Consider the following 16,927-nt stretch of genomic DNA (forward strand, 5'->3'; position numbering starts at 1 on the left):
ATCAAAGCGTCCCGACCAGGGCCACCACCGAGATCGTGGTCAAAATGTCGCGCATGCCATCCATGAAGATGGCCCAGTTGCTGCTTTTGCTATCAGGGATAAAGACGGTGTCCCCTGCACGCAGCACCGGCAACTGGCTAAAGTCGGGCTCTTTGGCAAAGCCGTCGAGATCGAAGCTGCGGGCCTGATCCCCCTGACCACTGGTAGCCATGTTGATCACCACAATCTTCTTGATATAGGCGCTGCTGGTCGGGCCCCCCGCCTCTGCCAGCAGATCCAGCAGGGTCATGGAGGAGTCAAAGCGGTAGCGACCGGGACGGGCAATCGCCCCCAACACCCGAATGGTGTTCTCCTTGGGCTCGTCGAGCCAAGGGCGATTCTTCTCCGGCAGGTAGATGGAGTCGCCGGGCAGCACCTTGGGCAGCAAGGTTTCATCGCCAGTTTCAAAGTAGAGGGCAAGGTCGAGCTTGCTGACCCGCGCCGTGCTGCCACTGCGATGGGCGATACGCACATTGCGCAGATCCGCCGCCGCAGTCGGACCATCGGCGGCCGACAGGATGTCGATAAAGCCCATCTGCTCATTGAAGGCATAGCGACCGGGGGCCCCGACCTGACCGAAGATATAGATGGAACTGTCCGGTGACTGGCGCACCCACTGGGACTTGTTGTCACTGGGATCGGTGGGCAACTCGGGGATCATGATGGTGAATCCGGCCCGGATCTTCGGCAGGCTGGCCAGCGCCCCCCCCTGATGAAGGAACTTGTCGAGATCAAACAGGGTTGGCGTGGCCTGCCCCCCTTCGGCGGTCAGGATCTGCACCTTGGCGATATCGGCCCGCTCGTTGGGGCCACCGGCGTGGGCGATCAGATCCAGCAACGACATTTCGTCAGACCATTCATAGCGGCCCGGGATCCGCACCGCCCCCATCACCATCACCGCCCGCCCGGGGGCCACCTTCAACCAGGACTTCTCGTTGATATCGGTCTTTTCCGGCACAAAGATGGCATCACCGGGTTTGACTTGGGGCAGCGCCTTTTGCATCCCCTCGGTATAGGCCTGCAAGTCGATGGGTTCGATCGTGCCATCGGTGCGCAGCAAACGGATCTGGCGACTCTCGGCATAGCGGGTCGGGCCACCGGCATTGGCCAGAATATCGAGGAAGGAGTCCCCTTCCCGCCCCTCATAGGCGCCGGGTTTGAACACCTCGCCCATGATGTAGATGGTGCGCGCTCCCCGTTTTATCTGCTCTTCATCCTTGGGCACGAAGATGGTGGCGCCCGGCGCCAGATTGGGCAGCAGCTTGTTGTTGCCGGAGTCGAGATAGGCTTTGAGATCGAACAGTTCGGGGGCATCACCATTGATCACCCGGATCCGCTCCACCCCGGCAAAGCGGGTCACCCCACCGGCCCGCATCAGCAGATCCACGATGGAGTTGCCGCTCTTGAAACTGAAGGCGCCGGGGCTGTTGACCTCGCCAAATACCTTGATCGCCTTGCCGGTATCGCCATCCCCGCCTGCCGCCAGGGTTGCCGCATCAAAATCTATTTGCACGTTGCCGATCAGCGGAGAGGCGGGTACGAACACCACATCAAGGGATTGCAATGGCGGCAACACGCTGGCATCGCCGGTATCGAGATAACGCTTATAGTCGAAGCTCGAGACCGTGCTGCCACGCCGCACCTGCATATTGTTGAGCTGGGCACCGGGCACCAGACCGCCAGCGGCATCGAGGGCCATCTGCACGTTGCCATCGGGCGCCAGATCATAACTGCCGGGTTTTTTGACATAGCCCATCACGCTGATCAGCAGCCGCTTCTCCAACAAGGTGACGGTCAATTGAGAGAGGTTGTTGTAGACAGGTTTGAGGGCGGTGCGGATCAGTTCATCCGCCTGTTGCAGGGTCTTCCCCCCCACCACGACGTTGCCGACCTCAGGCAATGCAATCTCCCCCTGCTTGTTGATCTGGAAAGGCTGATCAAAAGCAGGCTCACCAGGTTGCACTATGGCCAACCGATCACCGGGAGCCAACAAGGTGGAGGCCAATAACGGGCAGGTGAACAACAGCAAGAGAACACAGATCAATCCTTCGAGAGCGCCCCGTTTCATAGACATCCTTTTCGTCTGTTACGTCTGCCCCCATTGGCGTAAGGGGAGCCCTGACCAATCAGCACGACAGCCATCCGCTGTTGTCTGTTGCAGCCGCAAACGTACTTGTTGTAGTGATTGTGCCAACACGGTCTGACGCCAGGCTACATCCGACCAGAGCCGTCCGTGCATATCCCGTTCGATATCAATACGTTGAGATTGTAGTCGTTTCAACTCGGCAGGCATACACCCCTGCAGACTCGCTTGCTTTAATTCCGTCAGCTGCAAGTCGAGTTCCTTCTGACGCTCATCATAACGAGACCAGACCCGCCGTTCATCCTCATTGACCGGAATACGGGTGGGTCTTGCCTCGGCCATGCCACCATATCCCTCCGGCGGCCACTGCGCGCAACCCGACAGCAGAATGGACGATAGCAGGATACCAAAGCGTTTCATGATGCAGCGGCCATCATGCCACGGGAACGCATATAGGCCTTGATGCTCTCATGGCAGGGGATCACCCGGTCGATATGCAGCATCTCCAGCAGATCATGAGGTTGACCGGGTCCGCAGACAAGGGCCATCTGATGCCCGTTCATAATCAATCTTTTATAGAGAAATACCAAGGCTCCGATCCCCGACGAGTCGATAAAATGAACATCGCTGATATCGGCCAGGATATCTCCCGGGTGGGTCGAGAGGGTTTCAAACAACGGGCGGAGCTCACTGACGGCCATCGCGTCAAACTCATTTTCCAGTACCACTACCTGGATATCATTAAGGGTGTAAGTCATGCTTTCCATCGCTAGCTCCTTGTCGATTCTAAGACTATTTGCTGTCACGGCATTCAGCACGCTGCAAATGTTATGCCGGGCAGTGCCACGGCACTTGTTCTCCAAATGATACTCTTTGCGCCTTATTCGCCGACACCCACTCCTCGTTTTGATTGCCAAATTGCAATTAACCTCCCCCGCACGTTGCAAACTGCAATTCACCTTGGCCGAGATCGCCTGATAACAGGCTAAATGGCTGATAATTCAAGCCCATTAGACTGGGCCCGATTATTGCTTGCCTTTGCACACAGCTCACAAGCCACCGTTGGCTCGGCCCCCATGTCGCCATATTCCAGGAAGGAGAGATCATGAAAGCAGGCCTTTACATCGCACCACTGTTGGCAGCCCTTTGCGGCACCGCATACGCAGCCCCCTCCCCTGACAGCGCCGTGTTGAAGGTTGAAGGCGCCATCAGCAGCCCCACTCATCAGTCTCTGGCCCTGTGGGACAGCGCCATGCTGGATCAACTACCGGTACACGAAATCAAAACCCATACCCCCTGGTATGACGAAGCCAAGACCTTTCGCGGCCCGCTGCTGCAAGATGTATTGGCCAAGGTCGGGGCAACCGGCAAACAGCTCACCATTACCGCGCTCAATGACTACTCGGTACAGGTGCCGACAAGCGATGCCGAGCAGTATCGGGTCATCCTCGCCCGCACGATCAATGGCAAGCCACTGTCGGTGCGTGACAAAGGGCCGCTGTTCCTTGTCTATCCGTTTGATCAATATCCCGAACTGCAAAACAAGCTCTATTACGGTCGGGCTATCTGGCAGATCAGCGCGATAAAAGTGGAGTAGATCCCATCATGCGTTCCATGGCGGCCAGTCAACGTTTCTTGTTTGTGGTGCTTTGTGTGCTGCTCCTTGCCTTTGCCGGTACTGGTACCATCCAGTACCGGCAATTTCAGGATCTGCAGCGCAGTACCAGCCAGGGCGAAGACAACGTGATGTGGAACTATTTCCAGCTCTATAACGAAGCGCTGCGTTTTCAAAGCTCGCTGCTCCATGAGTCGCAACCGACCTTCCAGCTCAGATACGATATTCTGGTCAGCCGCATGGATCTGGTGTTGGAGAGCAAGGATCGCAGCCTGCTTCAGCAAACAGAGATCTACCAGCAGGCAAGCAAAGCCATTCGATCCTACATCTCTCTGGCGGATATCTGGCTCGGCCCGGAAGCCACCAAGCCGCTCGACAATCTTGCCCATCAGGAGCTGCGCCAACAGCTTGCCTCCCTGCTTCCCCTGCTCCATCAGCTGACTCTGGAGGTGAACCAGCAGGCGACCCTGTTTGATGTGGCACGTCGCGACAGCGTGAGGGAGCAGATCATCACGACGACACTCATCGCAACCCTGCAATTTGCGCTGCTCTTTGTGCTCGCCCTGCTGATCTGGCGGCAAATGAATATCTCGTTTCTGCAGCACAAACTGATGCAGCAGCTCAATGACAAACTGCTGCGGGCAAATCAGGCGGCAGAGGCCGGCACAAGAGCCAAAAGCAGCTTTTTGGCCAACATGAGCCATGAAATTCGCACCCCCATGAATGGTATTCTCGGCATGCTCTCACTGCTGGCCGACCGGGATATGGATCCGAGGGAGCGAGACTATCTGGAGACGGCGCGCGAATCGGCAAACCATCTGCTCGGTCTGCTTAACGACATTCTGGATGTATCCAAGCTGGAAGAGGGCAAGATCGAGCTGCAACTGGCCCCCCATCACTTGCCCCAGCTGCTGGAGGATATCCGGGCTCTGATGCAGAGCAACTGCGATGCAAAAGGGATCAAGCTGACCCTGACTGTTGCCCCCGATACGCCGGAGTGGTTGATGATCGACCCGCTGAGAGTGCGCCAGATCCTCTTCAATCTGGTGAGCAATGCCATCAAGTTCACCCATCAGGGGGAAGTAAAGATCCACGTTGATAGCACCCTGTTGGAGCAGGATCGCCACTCGATACGTATCTCGATCCAGGACACCGGGATCGGCATGAGCAAAAGTCAGTTAAAGAACCTGTTTCAACGTTTCGCTCAGGCGGATGTCTCGATCACCCGCCAATATGGCGGATCGGGCCTGGGACTTGAAATATCCCGTAACCTCGCACGCCTGATGGGCGGCGATATCTCGGTAGAGAGCAGCGAGGGGCATGGCAGTACTTTTACCTATATCTGGCCCGCCAGAGCCACGACCCCCTCGATTGTTTGCCTGCCGTCCAAGCCGCTGGATCAGGAGAGCTATCGCATCTTGCTGGTTGATGACAATGCCACCAACCGCAAGGTGATCGGTGCCATGCTCGACTCCGTGGGCCATCAGGTCACATTGGCCGTTCAGGGAGAAGAGGCGCTGGAGAAACTGGGTCACACCGAATTTGATCTGGTGTTGATGGATGTCCAGATGCCAGTGATGGATGGCCTGGTGGCCACCACCCGGATCCGCACCTCCCAGATGCCTTGGGCAGATATCCCCATCATCGCCCTGACGGCGGATGCGATGCCGGAATCCAAGCAATACTATCTTTCCCATGGCATGAACGGGTATATCACCAAGCCCATCAATAAAGAGACGCTACTGAGCGAGATAAACAGACATATTTCCCATGGTCGGCTCAAATACAACGCCACCCTGCGTGTCACCAAGCAATAAACCCCCCTCCCTGATTCCGGGCTACTGATTGCTCATGTGGGGCAACATTGACCTCTGCAGGCAACTGAATGGGCTTGGGTCTGGAACCCACGCAGGCAAGCCGCTTCGCAACAGCAGCACGGGCCGTCGGCTTGTCTCGGGTATGCAGGGATTTTTTGATCTGTACAGATCTAGTAATCCCCTCCCTACAACGTCCAGACCAGAGTGAATGACTATATTTATGTTTTTAATGCATCAATAACCACTCTTAATGCGGGTGAAACATTCCGGTGGGGATAATAGAGGTACAGACCAGCCAAACGGTGACTATAGGGTTTCAATACCTGGATTAAGATGCCGCGCTCAAGTTCATCGCTCACCAATTCCTCTGGCACATAGGCCAGTCCCAGCCCCATTTTGGCAGCAGCCGCCTCCATATAACTGTCAGAGAAGACCCACTGCCCCTGTGGTCGATGCTTAATCGCCTTCCCCTCTTGCCACAGTTCCCATTGATAGAGGTTGCCATCGGCAAATTGGTAAGCGATACAGGGATGTCCCGCCAGATCGGCAGGCGCCTGGGGAAATCCGTATTGAAGAAAATGATCTGGTGTGGCTACCATCACCATCTCCAGATCGGGCGTAATGCGCACGGCCACCATCCCCTCATCCACCTCGTCACCCAGCCGCACGCCAGCATCAAAGCGCTCATCGATGATGTTCACGAAGCGGCTTTCACTGATGAGTTCCAGCCGAATATCGGGATAACGCTGCCTGAAGATGGTCAGCTTGGGAAGCAGCACCTTGTCGATGGCATGTTGGCTGGCGTTGATCCGTACCGTGCCTGAAGGGGTATCACGATAGTGGGCGAGCGTGGCCAGACCCGCATCAAGGGACTGAAAACAGCCCTGCGCCGTGCGGTACAACTGCTCACCCGCTTGGGTTAAGGAGAGGCTGCGGGTAGTGCGCATCAGAAGCTGCACCCCGAGCCGGGCCTCGAGATCCCGAATCGTTCGGCTGACCCCGGACTGGGCAAGCCCCAACCTAGCTGCGGCCTTGGTAAAACTCCCTTCCCGAGCGACCAGCATAAAGACATGGAGATCGTTGTAATTCTCGCGGCCTGTCATTTTGTTCACCCCCTATGTTCCTGTCCGCCACGACCTGAGTCAGGTGCGCGTCAGACGTCTTAATTTAGAACAAATAAGCATTAATGTTATCAAAAAACCGCCACTAATCATCACTATTCGTTCTAACTAGACTGTGTGTCGTGGTTCACAAAACCAGCCCTCCACCACCAGGACCACGCATCAGAAATCCGATTTCGAGGAACTTTGCCATGAATGTTCTCCCCAAGAAACTGACAGCTATCGCGTCTACCCTGCTGCTGGGCGCCGCATTAACCGGAGTCTCTACATTGAGTCATGCCCAAACAACCAACCCCACTGAACCTGTCTCCATGGTCACCCAATGGGACAAGACCTTCACCCAAAGCGACAAGGTCGATCATCGCAAGGTCACCTTCAAGAACCGTTACGGCATCACTCTCGTGGCTGACCTCTATCTGCCGAAAAACCGGGGAGACGCCAAGCTGGCGGCCATTGCTCTGAGCGGCCCATTTGGTGCCGTAAAAGAGCAGTCGAGCGGCCTCTATGCCCAGACCCTGGCTGAGCGTGGTTTTGTCACGCTGGCGTTTGACCCCTCTTACACCGGTGAGAGTGGCGGCCAGCCACGTGATGTGGCCTCGCCAGACATCAACACCGAAGATTTCAGCGCCGCCGTCGATTTTCTCGGCCTGCAAAAAGAGGTCGACCGCAACCGTATCGGTCTACTGGGGATTTGCGGCTGGGGTGGCATGGCCCTCAATGCCGCCGCTGGCGACACCCGCATCAAGGCGGTGGCAACCAGCGTGATGTATGACATGAGCCGGGCCATGGGGCATGGGGTGGGCGATGGCAAGGATCGATTTTCCACCGCCGATCGCCGCGCCGTGCTGGCATACCTGAATGAACAACGCTGGAAAGATGCGGAAAGTGGCACCTATGCCCATAGCAATCACGACCTCTATGTCGATGACAAGGGAAATGTCACCGCTGCCGCCCGCACCCTGCCAGAGGTTCTGCCGGAAAACCCGCACCCGGTACTCAAGGAGTTCTTCGATTACTACCGTGTACCGCGTGGTTTCCATGCCCGTTCTGTCAACGCCAACGGGGCCTGGACCACTACCATGCCGCTGTCATTCATGAATATGCCGCTGCTGAGCTATGCAAGCGAAATATCCATTCCCACCCTGATCGTGACCGGTGAGCAGGCTCACTCTCGTTACTTTGCCGAAGATGCCTTCAAGGCCGTTGGCAGCAAGCAAAAAGAGCTGGTCGTTGTGCCTGGCGCCAATCATGTCGACCTGTATGACAACCAGGCTGGCAAGATCCCGTTCGCCAAGTTCGAGCAGTTCTTCAAGACCAACATGAAGTAAACGTCGAAAACGCGGCGGCCTCTTCGCCGCGTTTTCTCACTGGTTTCGACGCCACCTTTCACGCCGCATTGGGAAAAGAACAATGACCAGAGGAGTGTTTGTCAGCGCGATGGCTCTGTTGCTGGGGGTGACCAGCACAGCAACCGCTACAAGTGCTAAGGCTCAGAACAAGGCAGATAGTATGAACATCACGATGACGATAGCCAGCCAGATCATCACGGCCACCCTGGAAGATAGTCACAGCGCCCGGGACTTTTTTGCCATGCTCCCCCTGACACTGCCCCTCGAGGATTACGCCGACACCGAGAAGATTGCTTATCTGCCCCGCAAATTGACCACACAGGGCGCCCCAAAAGGCATTGACCCGAACGTGGGGGATCTCACCTATTACGCCCCGTGGGGCAATCTGGCGATCTTCTATCGGGACTTTGGCTATTCGACCGGACTGATTAAGTTAGGGCGCATTGAATCGGGTCTCTCCCACCTGACCACAACCTCGGCCGCCAGCATCACGATCGAAGCAATCGAATAAGCCCATATTTCACTTTCAGGTCATGCCATGAACGTAACATCGTTATCATCACATACACCCGCTGTCGTCAACGAACACTGGTCTGCGGTTGCTGCCATGTCCCTGTGTGTGGCACTGCTCATTGCCGCCGAGTTTATGCCGGTCAGCCTGCTGACGCCGATCGCCACCGATCTAGGTGCCAGCAATGGCATGGCCGGTCTTGCTATTGCCATCTCCGGCCTGTTTGCCGTCCCGACCAGTTTGCTGATCGCACCTCTATCTCACAGGCTGGACCGACGTCATGTGCTCATGGGGCTAGCCGTCGTGATGCTGACCTCTTTAATCGTGATCGCCCTAAGCCCCAACTTTACCGTGCTGATGGTGGCACGCGCTCTGCTCGGGATCGTTATCGGCGGTTTTTGGGCGCTGGCAACCGCCACCATCATGCGGTTGGTCTCCAGCCAATCCGTCCCCAAAGCGTTGGGCATCCTGTATACCGGCAATGCGGTCGCGACCGCCTTTGCGGCCCCCATTGGCAGTTACTTGGGTGGACTGATCGGCTGGCGAGGCGTGTTCTGGCTGCTGGTACCATTGGTAGTGATCAACCTGCTGTGGATGGTACTTTGCCTGCCTTCCATGCACTCCCAAGCACGCCCGCGCAGCGCATTTCGCCTGATGCGCAGACCCAACGTCGCCATTGCCATCATGGGCGTGACGCTGACCTTTGCCGGCGCCTTCAGTGCCTTTACCTATTTTCGTCCCTTCCTGGAGACACGCACCCAGGTCGACCTGCCACAACTCTCGGCGCTGCTGCTGGCTTTGGGGCTGGCCGGTTTTGTTGGCACCACAGCGGTAAGCATGCTGCTGCGCCATCATCTTTACCGGATGCTGCGCTGGTTGCCACTGGTGCTCGGCGTTATCACCCTGGCGCTGCTGGCGGTGGAGCATCACTTCTGGAGTGTGGCCCTGATGCTGATCCTCTGGGGCGCCCTTAACTCCGCCATTCCGGTCGCCTGGTCAGCCTGGATCACCCAGGGCATCTCAGATTCACCCGAGAGCGGTGGAGGCCTGATGGTGGCAGCTATTCAGCTGGCGATCACGTTGGGGGCTGCCGTGGGGGGTGGTTACTGGATTCCCTCTCTATCAGGGCCACCTTTATGGGCAGTGCCCTGTTACTGACCGCCGCCTCCATGGTGGTCGGCAATGGCAGCCGACTAAGGCCCGTCACGCTTGACCAGTAAGTTGACCCATCCGTTAGCAAATCCATTCGCCATCGCACAGTGCAATTTCACCCAGCGCCTTGATGAAGCAGCCGATGTAGTTCTTCTGGTTGCTGAGCTCTTTCGGTGCCCAGGAGAAGGCCTTCTCTTTTTGATAGCGGTCACACGAGACCGACAACAGCGGAGCAAGCGGTTTGGCCGCCAGAACAGCAGGCTTGATATTCGGCTGAGGTTGAGGGTTATCTGGCTCGCTTGTGGGTTGCAGAACTGGCTTAGCTTTAGAACGCACACAGGCAAACCGCTTCGCAACAGTTGCACGGGTCGTCAGCTTGTCTCGGGTATGCAGGGATTTTTTGATCTCTTTACGACGACCACAGGGGAGCGTGGTGACTTTCCGGTAATACCAGATGCCGTGGGGACTGAGCCAGAGATTCATCGATGAGCTCCTCGTCGTCCACACAAAGTGGATGACCAAGGGCTTTAGGAAGCTAACTTATTGAATTGCAGAAACAAGTGGTGGCCCTACCAGCCACATCCCGGCACTCGAGTCCCCCGCCTTGGCTGCTACCTTCCGGTCCTGACCAGGTCGACGGGTTATCAATGCGAGAGGACCAATAGGACCACCGGCGAGGAGAATAGGCAAACTGGGCGTTCAATGCAACGGCTTTCTACCCTCCAACAGATCGTTTGCCTTATTTTTCAACAATCTGCCGAATGAATCAGCTAAACAGCATAAATTTCGCCCCCACCAGCAGCATCAGCAGGGCAAAGGCCTGCTTGAGGCGTGTGGGTGACAGGCGGTGTGCCAGCTTGGCGCCAAGGCGTGCGAACTGGGTACTGGTCAGCACAATGCCCAGCAGGGCGGGCAGATAGATGTAGCCCACACTCCACTCGGGCAGATCGGCATGACCCCAACCCGCATAGAGGTAGCTGAGGCTCCCCGCCAGCGCGATGGGCATGCTGCAGGCTGCAGAGGCCGCTACCGCATTGCGCATTGGCACCGAGTTCCAGCTCAGATAAGGGACGGTCAGCGAGCCACCGCCAATACCAAACAGGGCTGACATCCAGCCAATGATGGTACCGGCAATGCCTGTGCCGAGCGGCCCCGGCATATGGCGCTCCGCTTTGGGTTTAAGGTTAAGCCCCATCTGTAGCGCCATGCTCCAGGCGAAACAACCGATGATGATATTGAGGGTGCTGGTGCTGAGCAGATTGGCGGTCATGCCGCCAAGCCAGCCCCCGATCAGCATGCCGGCGCCGAGTCGGCGGATCATCACCCAATCGACGGCGCCCGCCTCCCGGTGGGCCCGCAGCGAACTGAATCCGGTAAAGATCATGGTGGGCAACGAGGTGCCGAGGGCCAGATGGGTAATGATTTCAGGGTCGATGCCCTGGGCGCGAAAGGTCATGACCAGCACGGGGACAATGATAAGACCGCCGCCGATCCCGAACAGTCCCGCCAGCATACCGGCAAAGGCGCCCAGCAGGAGGTAACCCATAAACAGCATAAAAATTCCTGTGTTAAACAAAAACTGGCCAACACGGCCGGGCAACAGTGGATATCTGCATGAAAAAAAAGAGATGGCGCGAGGGCCATCTCTTCATTGTGCCGGTTAGTGCAGTGGAATGGTACCGTCCATCACCTTGTAGAAGGCCAGCACGGCACAGCCGAGCAGGGCCGCCGTCATCCCCTGCTCCAACCGGTTAAGGCCGCGCAGACCGTGATGCTGACGCGCCTTCCAGTAGATGAAGATGCCCGGGCTGTAGAGCAGCGCCACCAGCAACAGGTACTCCACACCGGCTGCGTAGACCAGCCAGCAGCCGTAAACCGTCGCCACCAGGGCCAGCAGCAGGTCACGTTTGCGCTGATGGGGTTGACCCTGATAGGTCTCCCCTTTCAATGCCAGCTTCAGGCCATAAGCGCCCGAAAAGACGTAAGGCACCAGCGCCGCCGAGGTTGCGATGTTGACCAGCGCCAGATAGGTGCTGCTCTGGAAGTAGATGATGATCAGGAAGATCTGCACCAGACAGGTGGAGCACCAGAGGGACACCTGCGGCGAGCCGTTCTTGTTCTCCTTGGCAAACCAGCCCGGGAACACGCCGGTCTTGCCTGCGATGTAGGGCACTTCAGCGGCCAGCACGGTCCAGCTGAGCAGCGCCCCCATCACCGACACCACCAGACCGATGTTGATAAGCCAGGCGCCCCAGGGGCCGACTACGGCTTCGAGGATCATGGCGGTCGAAGGGTTCTTGAGCGCCGCCAGTTGCGGCTGGCTCATGACACCCAGCGAGAACAGGGTCACCATCACGTAAAGCGTCAGGGCGCCGAGCAACGCCAGCACGGTAGCTCGGCCCACATCCTTGCGATGACGGGCACGGGCAGAGACCACCACGGCCCCTTCAATCCCGATAAAGACCCAGAGGGTCACCTTCATGGTGGACTTGACCTGATCCATCACGGAGCCCAGCTCCATGTTGTTCTGGCCCCAGATATCCAGAGTGAAGGTATCCATGTTGAAGGCCAGCAGGATCGCGACACAGAAGACGATGAGCGGCACCATCTTGGCGATGGTAGTGACGATATTCACCAGTGCAGCAACTTGTACCCCGCGCAGCACCAGCGCATGCACCGACCAGATCAGGATGGAGGCCAGCGTGATAGCCACCGGCGTATTGCCGTCACCGAAGATGACGTTGTCAGGTGTATCGAAGAAGTAGCTCAGGGCGCTAAACACTACGATGGCGTAGGAGACGTTGGCCAGCAGTTGGCAGAGCCAGTAACCCCACGCGGCGTTGAAGCCGATGAAATCGCCGAAACCGGCTTTGGCATAGCTGAAGATACCGCCATCGAGATCGGGGCGGCGCATGGAGAGGTTCTGATAAACCAGCGCGAGACAGATCATGCCCAGACCGGTGATGGCCCAACCCAGGGCGACCGCCCCGGCACTGGCATGCGCAGCAATGTTTTGTGGCAGACTGAAGACCCCGGCGCCGACCATGGAGCCGATCACCAGCGAAATGAGGGCGCCCAGCCCTAGTTTCTTGTCCATTTCAATCCTGTTTATTTAGGCGGCGGCAGAGCGTCCGTATTCATACTGCGCGCAATATGGGAGGGGCTGGGAATCCTGACCCCGTGAAAAAGGCGGCAACTATATTGCATGACTATTCCGACCGCAATCCCTCGTCCCGTCAATCATGCACCGCCTTGACCGCGCGCAATTTTACAGCACTGACCCATATGGCCTGTGAGCTGGCTCAAATTAACCAAGACCCATTGATATTTCTCATTTTTCTGCCAACACAACCTGACTCGCATGGTTCCTATGCATCGCCATTCAGGCACTCTCTGTATAAATAATCTGCATAAAAAAGCCCCGGTGGAAACACCGGGGCCCATTATGTAAATCCCTATAAACGCAAACCGCCATCCAGTTCTATCATCCTTCCCGACAGATAGTCGTTGGCAAAAATAAAGCTCACCGTCTCGGCCAGCTGTTGCGCCTCGCCAAGGGTGCCGACCGGAATGGCCTGCTGCATCCGCGCCATCGCCTCCGGCTTCATCGCCGCCGTCATGTCGGTGGCAAACACCCCGGGGGCAATCCCCATCACCCGAATGCCATGGCGCGCCAACTCCCGCGCCCAGGTCACCACCAGCGAGGCAACCCCCGCCTTGCTGGCGGCATAGTTGCTCTGGCCAATATTGCCAGCGCGGGCGATGGAGGAGATGTTGATGATGACGCCCCCCTGCCCCCCTTGGGCCATCAGCGCCGCCCCTTCGCGACCACAGAGGAAGGTACCGGTGAGGTTGACGTCAATCACGCTCTGCCACTGGGCCAGCGTCATCTTCTCCACCAGCTCACCCTCTTTCACCTTGATCAGCATGCCATCGCGCAAAATGCCGGCGCAGTTGATAAGACCGTGCAGCACGCCAAAACGCTCCTTGATGCCAGCAAAAACCGACTCAACCTCGGCTTCGCTCGCCACATTGCAGACAAACAGCTCGCACTGACTATCTTGATCGCACTGATCATTCTGACTGCGCACCAGGGCTGCGGTCGCCTCCAGATCGGCGCGATTGATGTCGAGCAGCGCCAGCGTCGCCCCCTGTGCGCCCAGGGCCAGCGCAATGGCCCGTCCCAAGCCACGTCCAGCGCCGGTAATAACGATGACCTTATCTTTGATATCCATCAATGCTCCTTGTAGCTGGTCGAAGAGAGATGCCTTAAAGAGAGGTGGCCCGTCAGGCGGGATCCTGTTTATCCAGATAGAGTTCGACGATGCTGGAGAAATCGCGGCTCCCCTGCCCCTGAGCGGCATGCAGGTTGAACAGGTTGCGGGCCAGCGCCCCCATCGGCACAGCGCTGTGGCCATGCTCGGCCAGCGCCATGGCCAATCCCAAATCTTTCACCATCAAACGGGTCATAAAGCCCCCCTGATAGTTGCGGGCGGCTGGGACATTCTCCATCACCCCGGGCCAAGGGTTGTAGCGCTCCAGACTCCAGTTGTTGCCCGAGCACTTGCCCATGATGGTGGAGAGCACAGCGGGATCCAGTCCCTCCTTCACCCCGAGGGCCAGCGCCTCGGCAGTGCCCGCCATATGGATCGCAAGCAGCATGTTGTTGCACATCTTGGCGATCTGCCCAGCACCCAGCGCCCCGGCGTGAAACAGATTCTGCCCCATGCAGGCGAGCAGGGGTTTCGCCGCCTCGAAATCCGCCGCGTCGCCGCCAACGATAAAGGTGAGCGTCCCGGCGGCCGCACCGGCGACACCGCCCGATACGGGGGCATCGATAAAGCGCAAACCGCGTGCGCGGGCCGCCTCCCCGACCTGACGGGCAGAGTCGACATCGATAGTTGAGCAGTCGATCACCAGTGCGCCAACCGGCAGGGCTGCCAGCAGATCCTGCCCCTCAGACAACCAAAGATCGCGCACATGCTCCCCCGCAGGGAGCATGCTGATCACCACCTCGCAGCCGGTCACCGCCTCACGGGCATCCCCAGCTGCGATGCAGCCAGCGGCGATAGCGTGCTCAATGTTTTGGGCAACCAGATCAAACACCTGCACCGTCTGCCCGGCCCTGGCCAATTTGGCCGCCATGGGGCCGCCCATGTTGCCGAGCCCGATAAACCCTATCCTTGTCATCCCGCTTGCTCCTTGCGTTGCTGATGGCGGCGTCCGCCGGTTGCCAACCTGTTATTCCTTGCAGGCCAACGGATTGCGCCCCTGCGGCCAGCGATAGAACTCGTCCAGCCACTCCCCCTCCGGTGGCAACAGTTGCCAGCGGGGATCTTTATCCTTGTCGATCAGCAGTGCCCGTACCCCTTCCACAAAATCCCCCTTCAGCACGCAGTTGACCGAGAGGGTCAGCTCCTCGGCAAATACCTCTGCCAGTGAGTTGCGGCGAGCCTGCCAATATTGGCGCCACAAAATGGCACGGCTGATGGGGCTGCCGGTGCGGCAGAGCTGCTGCGCCTGCTGGAGTACCGCCTCCTGTTCATCGAACTGAGCCTCGAACAACCGCGCCAATACCCCTTGCAGCGTGCGCCCCGCCAGCAGGGCATCGATCCTCTGTTGATGGGGCAACAATACTGGCGCAGGCAAGCGGGCCGCCACCTCACCATGCAACCCCGTGAGCAGCAGATCGATCTGCTCACGGGGCTCACCACTGCCAGCCCAGTCGAGCACGGCGAGGCGTGACAACAGCGCACTGCGCTCGCCACTGGCGATGGCGTGATCCGCCAGCCCAAGACCGATGGCATCACTCCCGTTGAAGCGGGCACCTGTCAGACCGAGCCAGAGCCCGAGTCGCCCCGGCATCCGGCTTAAAAACCAGCTCGCCCCCACGTCGGGGTAGAGGCCGATGGTCACCTCCGGCATGGCGAACAGGCTTCTTTCGGTCACCACCCGAAAATCGGCTCCGGCAAACAGGCCAATACCGCCCCCCATGCAGATACCGTCCGCCACGCAGATAAGGGGCTTGCGGTAAGAGTGGATGTGGTGGTCGAGCCGGTACTCCTGCTCGAAAAAGTCGCGGGCATATTCGAACAGTTCCGATCCGCTTGCCTCCTGTTTGCGGTAGTAGAAGGAGCGGATATCGCCACCGGCACAAAATGCCTTCTCACCCGCCCCCTGCAGCAGTACACAGACGATGGCGGGATCCTGCTCCCAACGGGTCAGCGTCTGTTGCAGGATCTGGATCATCGGCAGGCTCAATGCGTTGAGAGACGCAGGGCTGTCGAGGGTCAACACCCCGATCTGATGGCCATCTTCGGTGGGATAACAGCTAACCTTGACCGGCTCACTCATAAACGGCTCCGTATGGATTTATTCTGTTGGGCCATATTGCCAGCGCGGTAAGCGTTTCTCCAGGAAGGCGGCCACCCCTTCACGCTGATTGGCATCGCTAAAGAGATCGAGAAACAGCGACCGCTCAAGGGGCAAGGCGGCATCCCGCGGGCCACTGCGGCCCTGATTGATCAGGGTTTTGCAGGCGCGCAGGGCGCTCGGGCTCTGGCGCTCCACCAGATGGGCCATCTGGTGCGCCGCCTCCCATGCCTGACCGGTTTTCACCACCTCCTCCACCAGCCCCATCTCGTAGGCCAGCGAGGCACTCACCTTCTCGCCGCAGAGGATCATCCGCTTGGCCCAGCCCGGCCCCACCAGCTCGGTCAGACGCTGGGTACCACCGGCACAGGGAAGCAAGCCCACCGAGGCTTCCGGCAGTCCCAGCAACGCCTGCTGCTCGGCGATGCGGATATCACAGGCCAGCGCCACTTCCAGGCCACCACCCATGGCATAACCATTGATGGCGGCGATACTGACGCCGTGAAAACGGGCCAGCGCCTCGAAGGCCTTGCCAAAGGCCTCGGCTACTTCGCGGGCCAGCTCGACATTCCCCTCGACAAACATATTGAGGTCGGCACCGGCGCAGAAAAATTTGTCGCCCGCACCACGGATCACCAGCGCCACCACATCGGGACGACTGTCGAGCTCCACCATCATCTGCAAAAAGGCCTGCAGGCTGGCGAGGGTCCAGGTGTTGGCAGGGGGATGGTCGAGGGTGATATAGGCCACATGGCCATGATATTCGAGTCTGATCCTTGTCATAACATTGTCCTTGTCGATGAAGCTGCCGCCATGATGACAGGCTTGAATGACACCAACCTGTGGCTGGCTCACAAAGCCGAAACCG

The 16,927-nt window shown here is 58.2% G+C and carries 16 protein-coding genes and 1 other RNA gene; 5 read left to right on the top strand and 12 right to left on the bottom strand.

What is annotated here, in order from left to right; translation table 11 throughout:
- Position 1 precedes the first annotated feature (1 nt).
- Genes OKC43_RS00515 through OKC43_RS00525 form a run of 3 tightly spaced genes read right to left on the bottom strand, consistent with a single transcriptional unit; the run spans position 2 to position 2,889 of the window.
- A complete protein-coding gene (locus OKC43_RS00515) occupies positions 2–2,107 on the bottom strand; it encodes an SLBB domain-containing protein (RefSeq protein ID WP_005360128.1) in 2,106 nt (701 codons plus the stop codon).
- A gap of 18 nt (positions 2,108–2,125) precedes the next feature.
- Complete coding sequence (locus tag OKC43_RS00520) at positions 2,126–2,542, bottom strand: hypothetical protein (RefSeq protein ID WP_005351415.1); 417 nt, start codon at positions 2,540–2,542, stop codon at positions 2,126–2,128.
- Positions 2,539–2,889, bottom strand: a complete 351-nt coding sequence (locus OKC43_RS00525) for an STAS domain-containing protein (RefSeq protein WP_005333409.1) — start codon at positions 2,887–2,889, stop codon at positions 2,539–2,541. The genes OKC43_RS00520 and OKC43_RS00525 overlap by 4 nt, the downstream gene beginning before the upstream one ends.
- A 338-nt stretch (positions 2,890–3,227) precedes the next feature.
- Between OKC43_RS00525 and OKC43_RS00530 the strand changes: the two genes are divergently transcribed.
- Both OKC43_RS00530 and OKC43_RS00535 read left to right on the top strand, forming a co-directional pair.
- Complete coding sequence (locus tag OKC43_RS00530; protein WP_043819743.1) at positions 3,228–3,719, top strand: molybdopterin-dependent oxidoreductase; 492 nt, start codon at positions 3,228–3,230, stop codon at positions 3,717–3,719.
- A gap of 8 nt (positions 3,720–3,727) precedes the next feature.
- Positions 3,728–5,554, top strand: a complete 1,827-nt coding sequence (locus tag OKC43_RS00535; RefSeq protein WP_270658756.1) for an ATP-binding protein — start codon at positions 3,728–3,730, stop codon at positions 5,552–5,554.
- 218 nt (positions 5,555–5,772) lie between these two features.
- Here the strand turns inward: OKC43_RS00535 and OKC43_RS00540 are convergent, their stop codons facing one another.
- Positions 5,773–6,657 carry a LysR family transcriptional regulator gene (locus OKC43_RS00540; protein ID WP_270658837.1) on the bottom strand — a complete coding sequence of 295 codons (885 nt, stop codon included), beginning with the start codon at positions 6,655–6,657 and terminating at the stop codon, positions 5,773–5,775.
- Positions 6,658–6,866: 209 nt separating this feature from the next.
- On the opposite strand from OKC43_RS00540, the gene OKC43_RS00545 reads away from it, so the two are divergent.
- The 3 genes from OKC43_RS00545 to OKC43_RS00555 all read left to right on the top strand — a co-directional run bounded on the left by OKC43_RS00545 (position 6,867) and on the right by OKC43_RS00555 (position 9,693).
- Complete coding sequence (locus tag OKC43_RS00545; protein WP_270658755.1) at positions 6,867–8,003, top strand: alpha/beta hydrolase; 1,137 nt, start codon at positions 6,867–6,869, stop codon at positions 8,001–8,003.
- An 82-nt stretch (positions 8,004–8,085) separates the two neighbouring features.
- Positions 8,086–8,535 (top strand): cyclophilin-like fold protein, encoded by a 450-nt coding sequence (locus OKC43_RS00550; protein WP_270658754.1) that lies wholly within the window; start codon positions 8,086–8,088, stop codon positions 8,533–8,535.
- A 96-nt stretch (positions 8,536–8,631) separates the two neighbouring features.
- Positions 8,632–9,693 carry an MFS transporter gene (locus tag OKC43_RS00555; protein WP_270658753.1) on the top strand — a complete coding sequence of 354 codons (1,062 nt, stop codon included), beginning with the start codon at positions 8,632–8,634 and terminating at the stop codon, positions 9,691–9,693.
- Between the two features lie 75 nt (positions 9,694–9,768).
- Here the strand turns inward: OKC43_RS00555 and OKC43_RS00560 are convergent, their stop codons facing one another.
- The 8 genes from OKC43_RS00560 to OKC43_RS00595 form a co-directional block, all read right to left on the bottom strand.
- Complete coding sequence (locus OKC43_RS00560; RefSeq protein WP_270658752.1) at positions 9,769–10,170, bottom strand: hypothetical protein; 402 nt, start codon at positions 10,168–10,170, stop codon at positions 9,769–9,771.
- 84 nt (positions 10,171–10,254) lie between these two features.
- An RNA gene (ffs, locus tag OKC43_RS00565) (signal recognition particle sRNA small type) lies at positions 10,255–10,351 on the bottom strand.
- Positions 10,352–10,453: 102 nt separating this feature from the next.
- Positions 10,454–11,242: a sulfite exporter TauE/SafE family protein gene (locus tag OKC43_RS00570; protein WP_216948502.1), complete on the bottom strand. Its 789-nt coding sequence runs from the start codon at positions 11,240–11,242 to the stop codon at positions 10,454–10,456.
- A gap of 105 nt (positions 11,243–11,347) precedes the next feature.
- A complete protein-coding gene (gene arcD / locus OKC43_RS00575; RefSeq protein ID WP_005336921.1) occupies positions 11,348–12,784 on the bottom strand; it encodes an arginine-ornithine antiporter in 1,437 nt (478 codons plus the stop codon).
- 358 nt (positions 12,785–13,142) lie between these two features.
- Positions 13,143–13,922 (bottom strand): SDR family oxidoreductase, encoded by a 780-nt coding sequence (locus OKC43_RS00580; protein WP_123172940.1) that lies wholly within the window; start codon positions 13,920–13,922, stop codon positions 13,143–13,145.
- A gap of 52 nt (positions 13,923–13,974) precedes the next feature.
- Entirely contained in the window at positions 13,975–14,877 is a 903-nt protein-coding gene (gene mmsB, locus OKC43_RS00585) for a 3-hydroxyisobutyrate dehydrogenase (protein WP_270658751.1), read from the bottom strand.
- Between the two features lie 51 nt (positions 14,878–14,928).
- Entirely contained in the window at positions 14,929–16,041 is a 1,113-nt protein-coding gene (locus OKC43_RS00590) for an enoyl-CoA hydratase/isomerase family protein (RefSeq protein WP_139442698.1), read from the bottom strand.
- An 18-nt stretch (positions 16,042–16,059) separates the two neighbouring features.
- Positions 16,060–16,842 (bottom strand): enoyl-CoA hydratase, encoded by a 783-nt coding sequence (locus OKC43_RS00595; protein WP_005336930.1) that lies wholly within the window; start codon positions 16,840–16,842, stop codon positions 16,060–16,062.
- Positions 16,843–16,927: the final 85 nt, after the last annotated feature.

The organism is Aeromonas sp. Y289-2 (assembly GCF_027705925.1).
Classification (GTDB): Bacteria; Pseudomonadota; Gammaproteobacteria; order Enterobacterales; family Aeromonadaceae; genus Aeromonas; species Aeromonas veronii.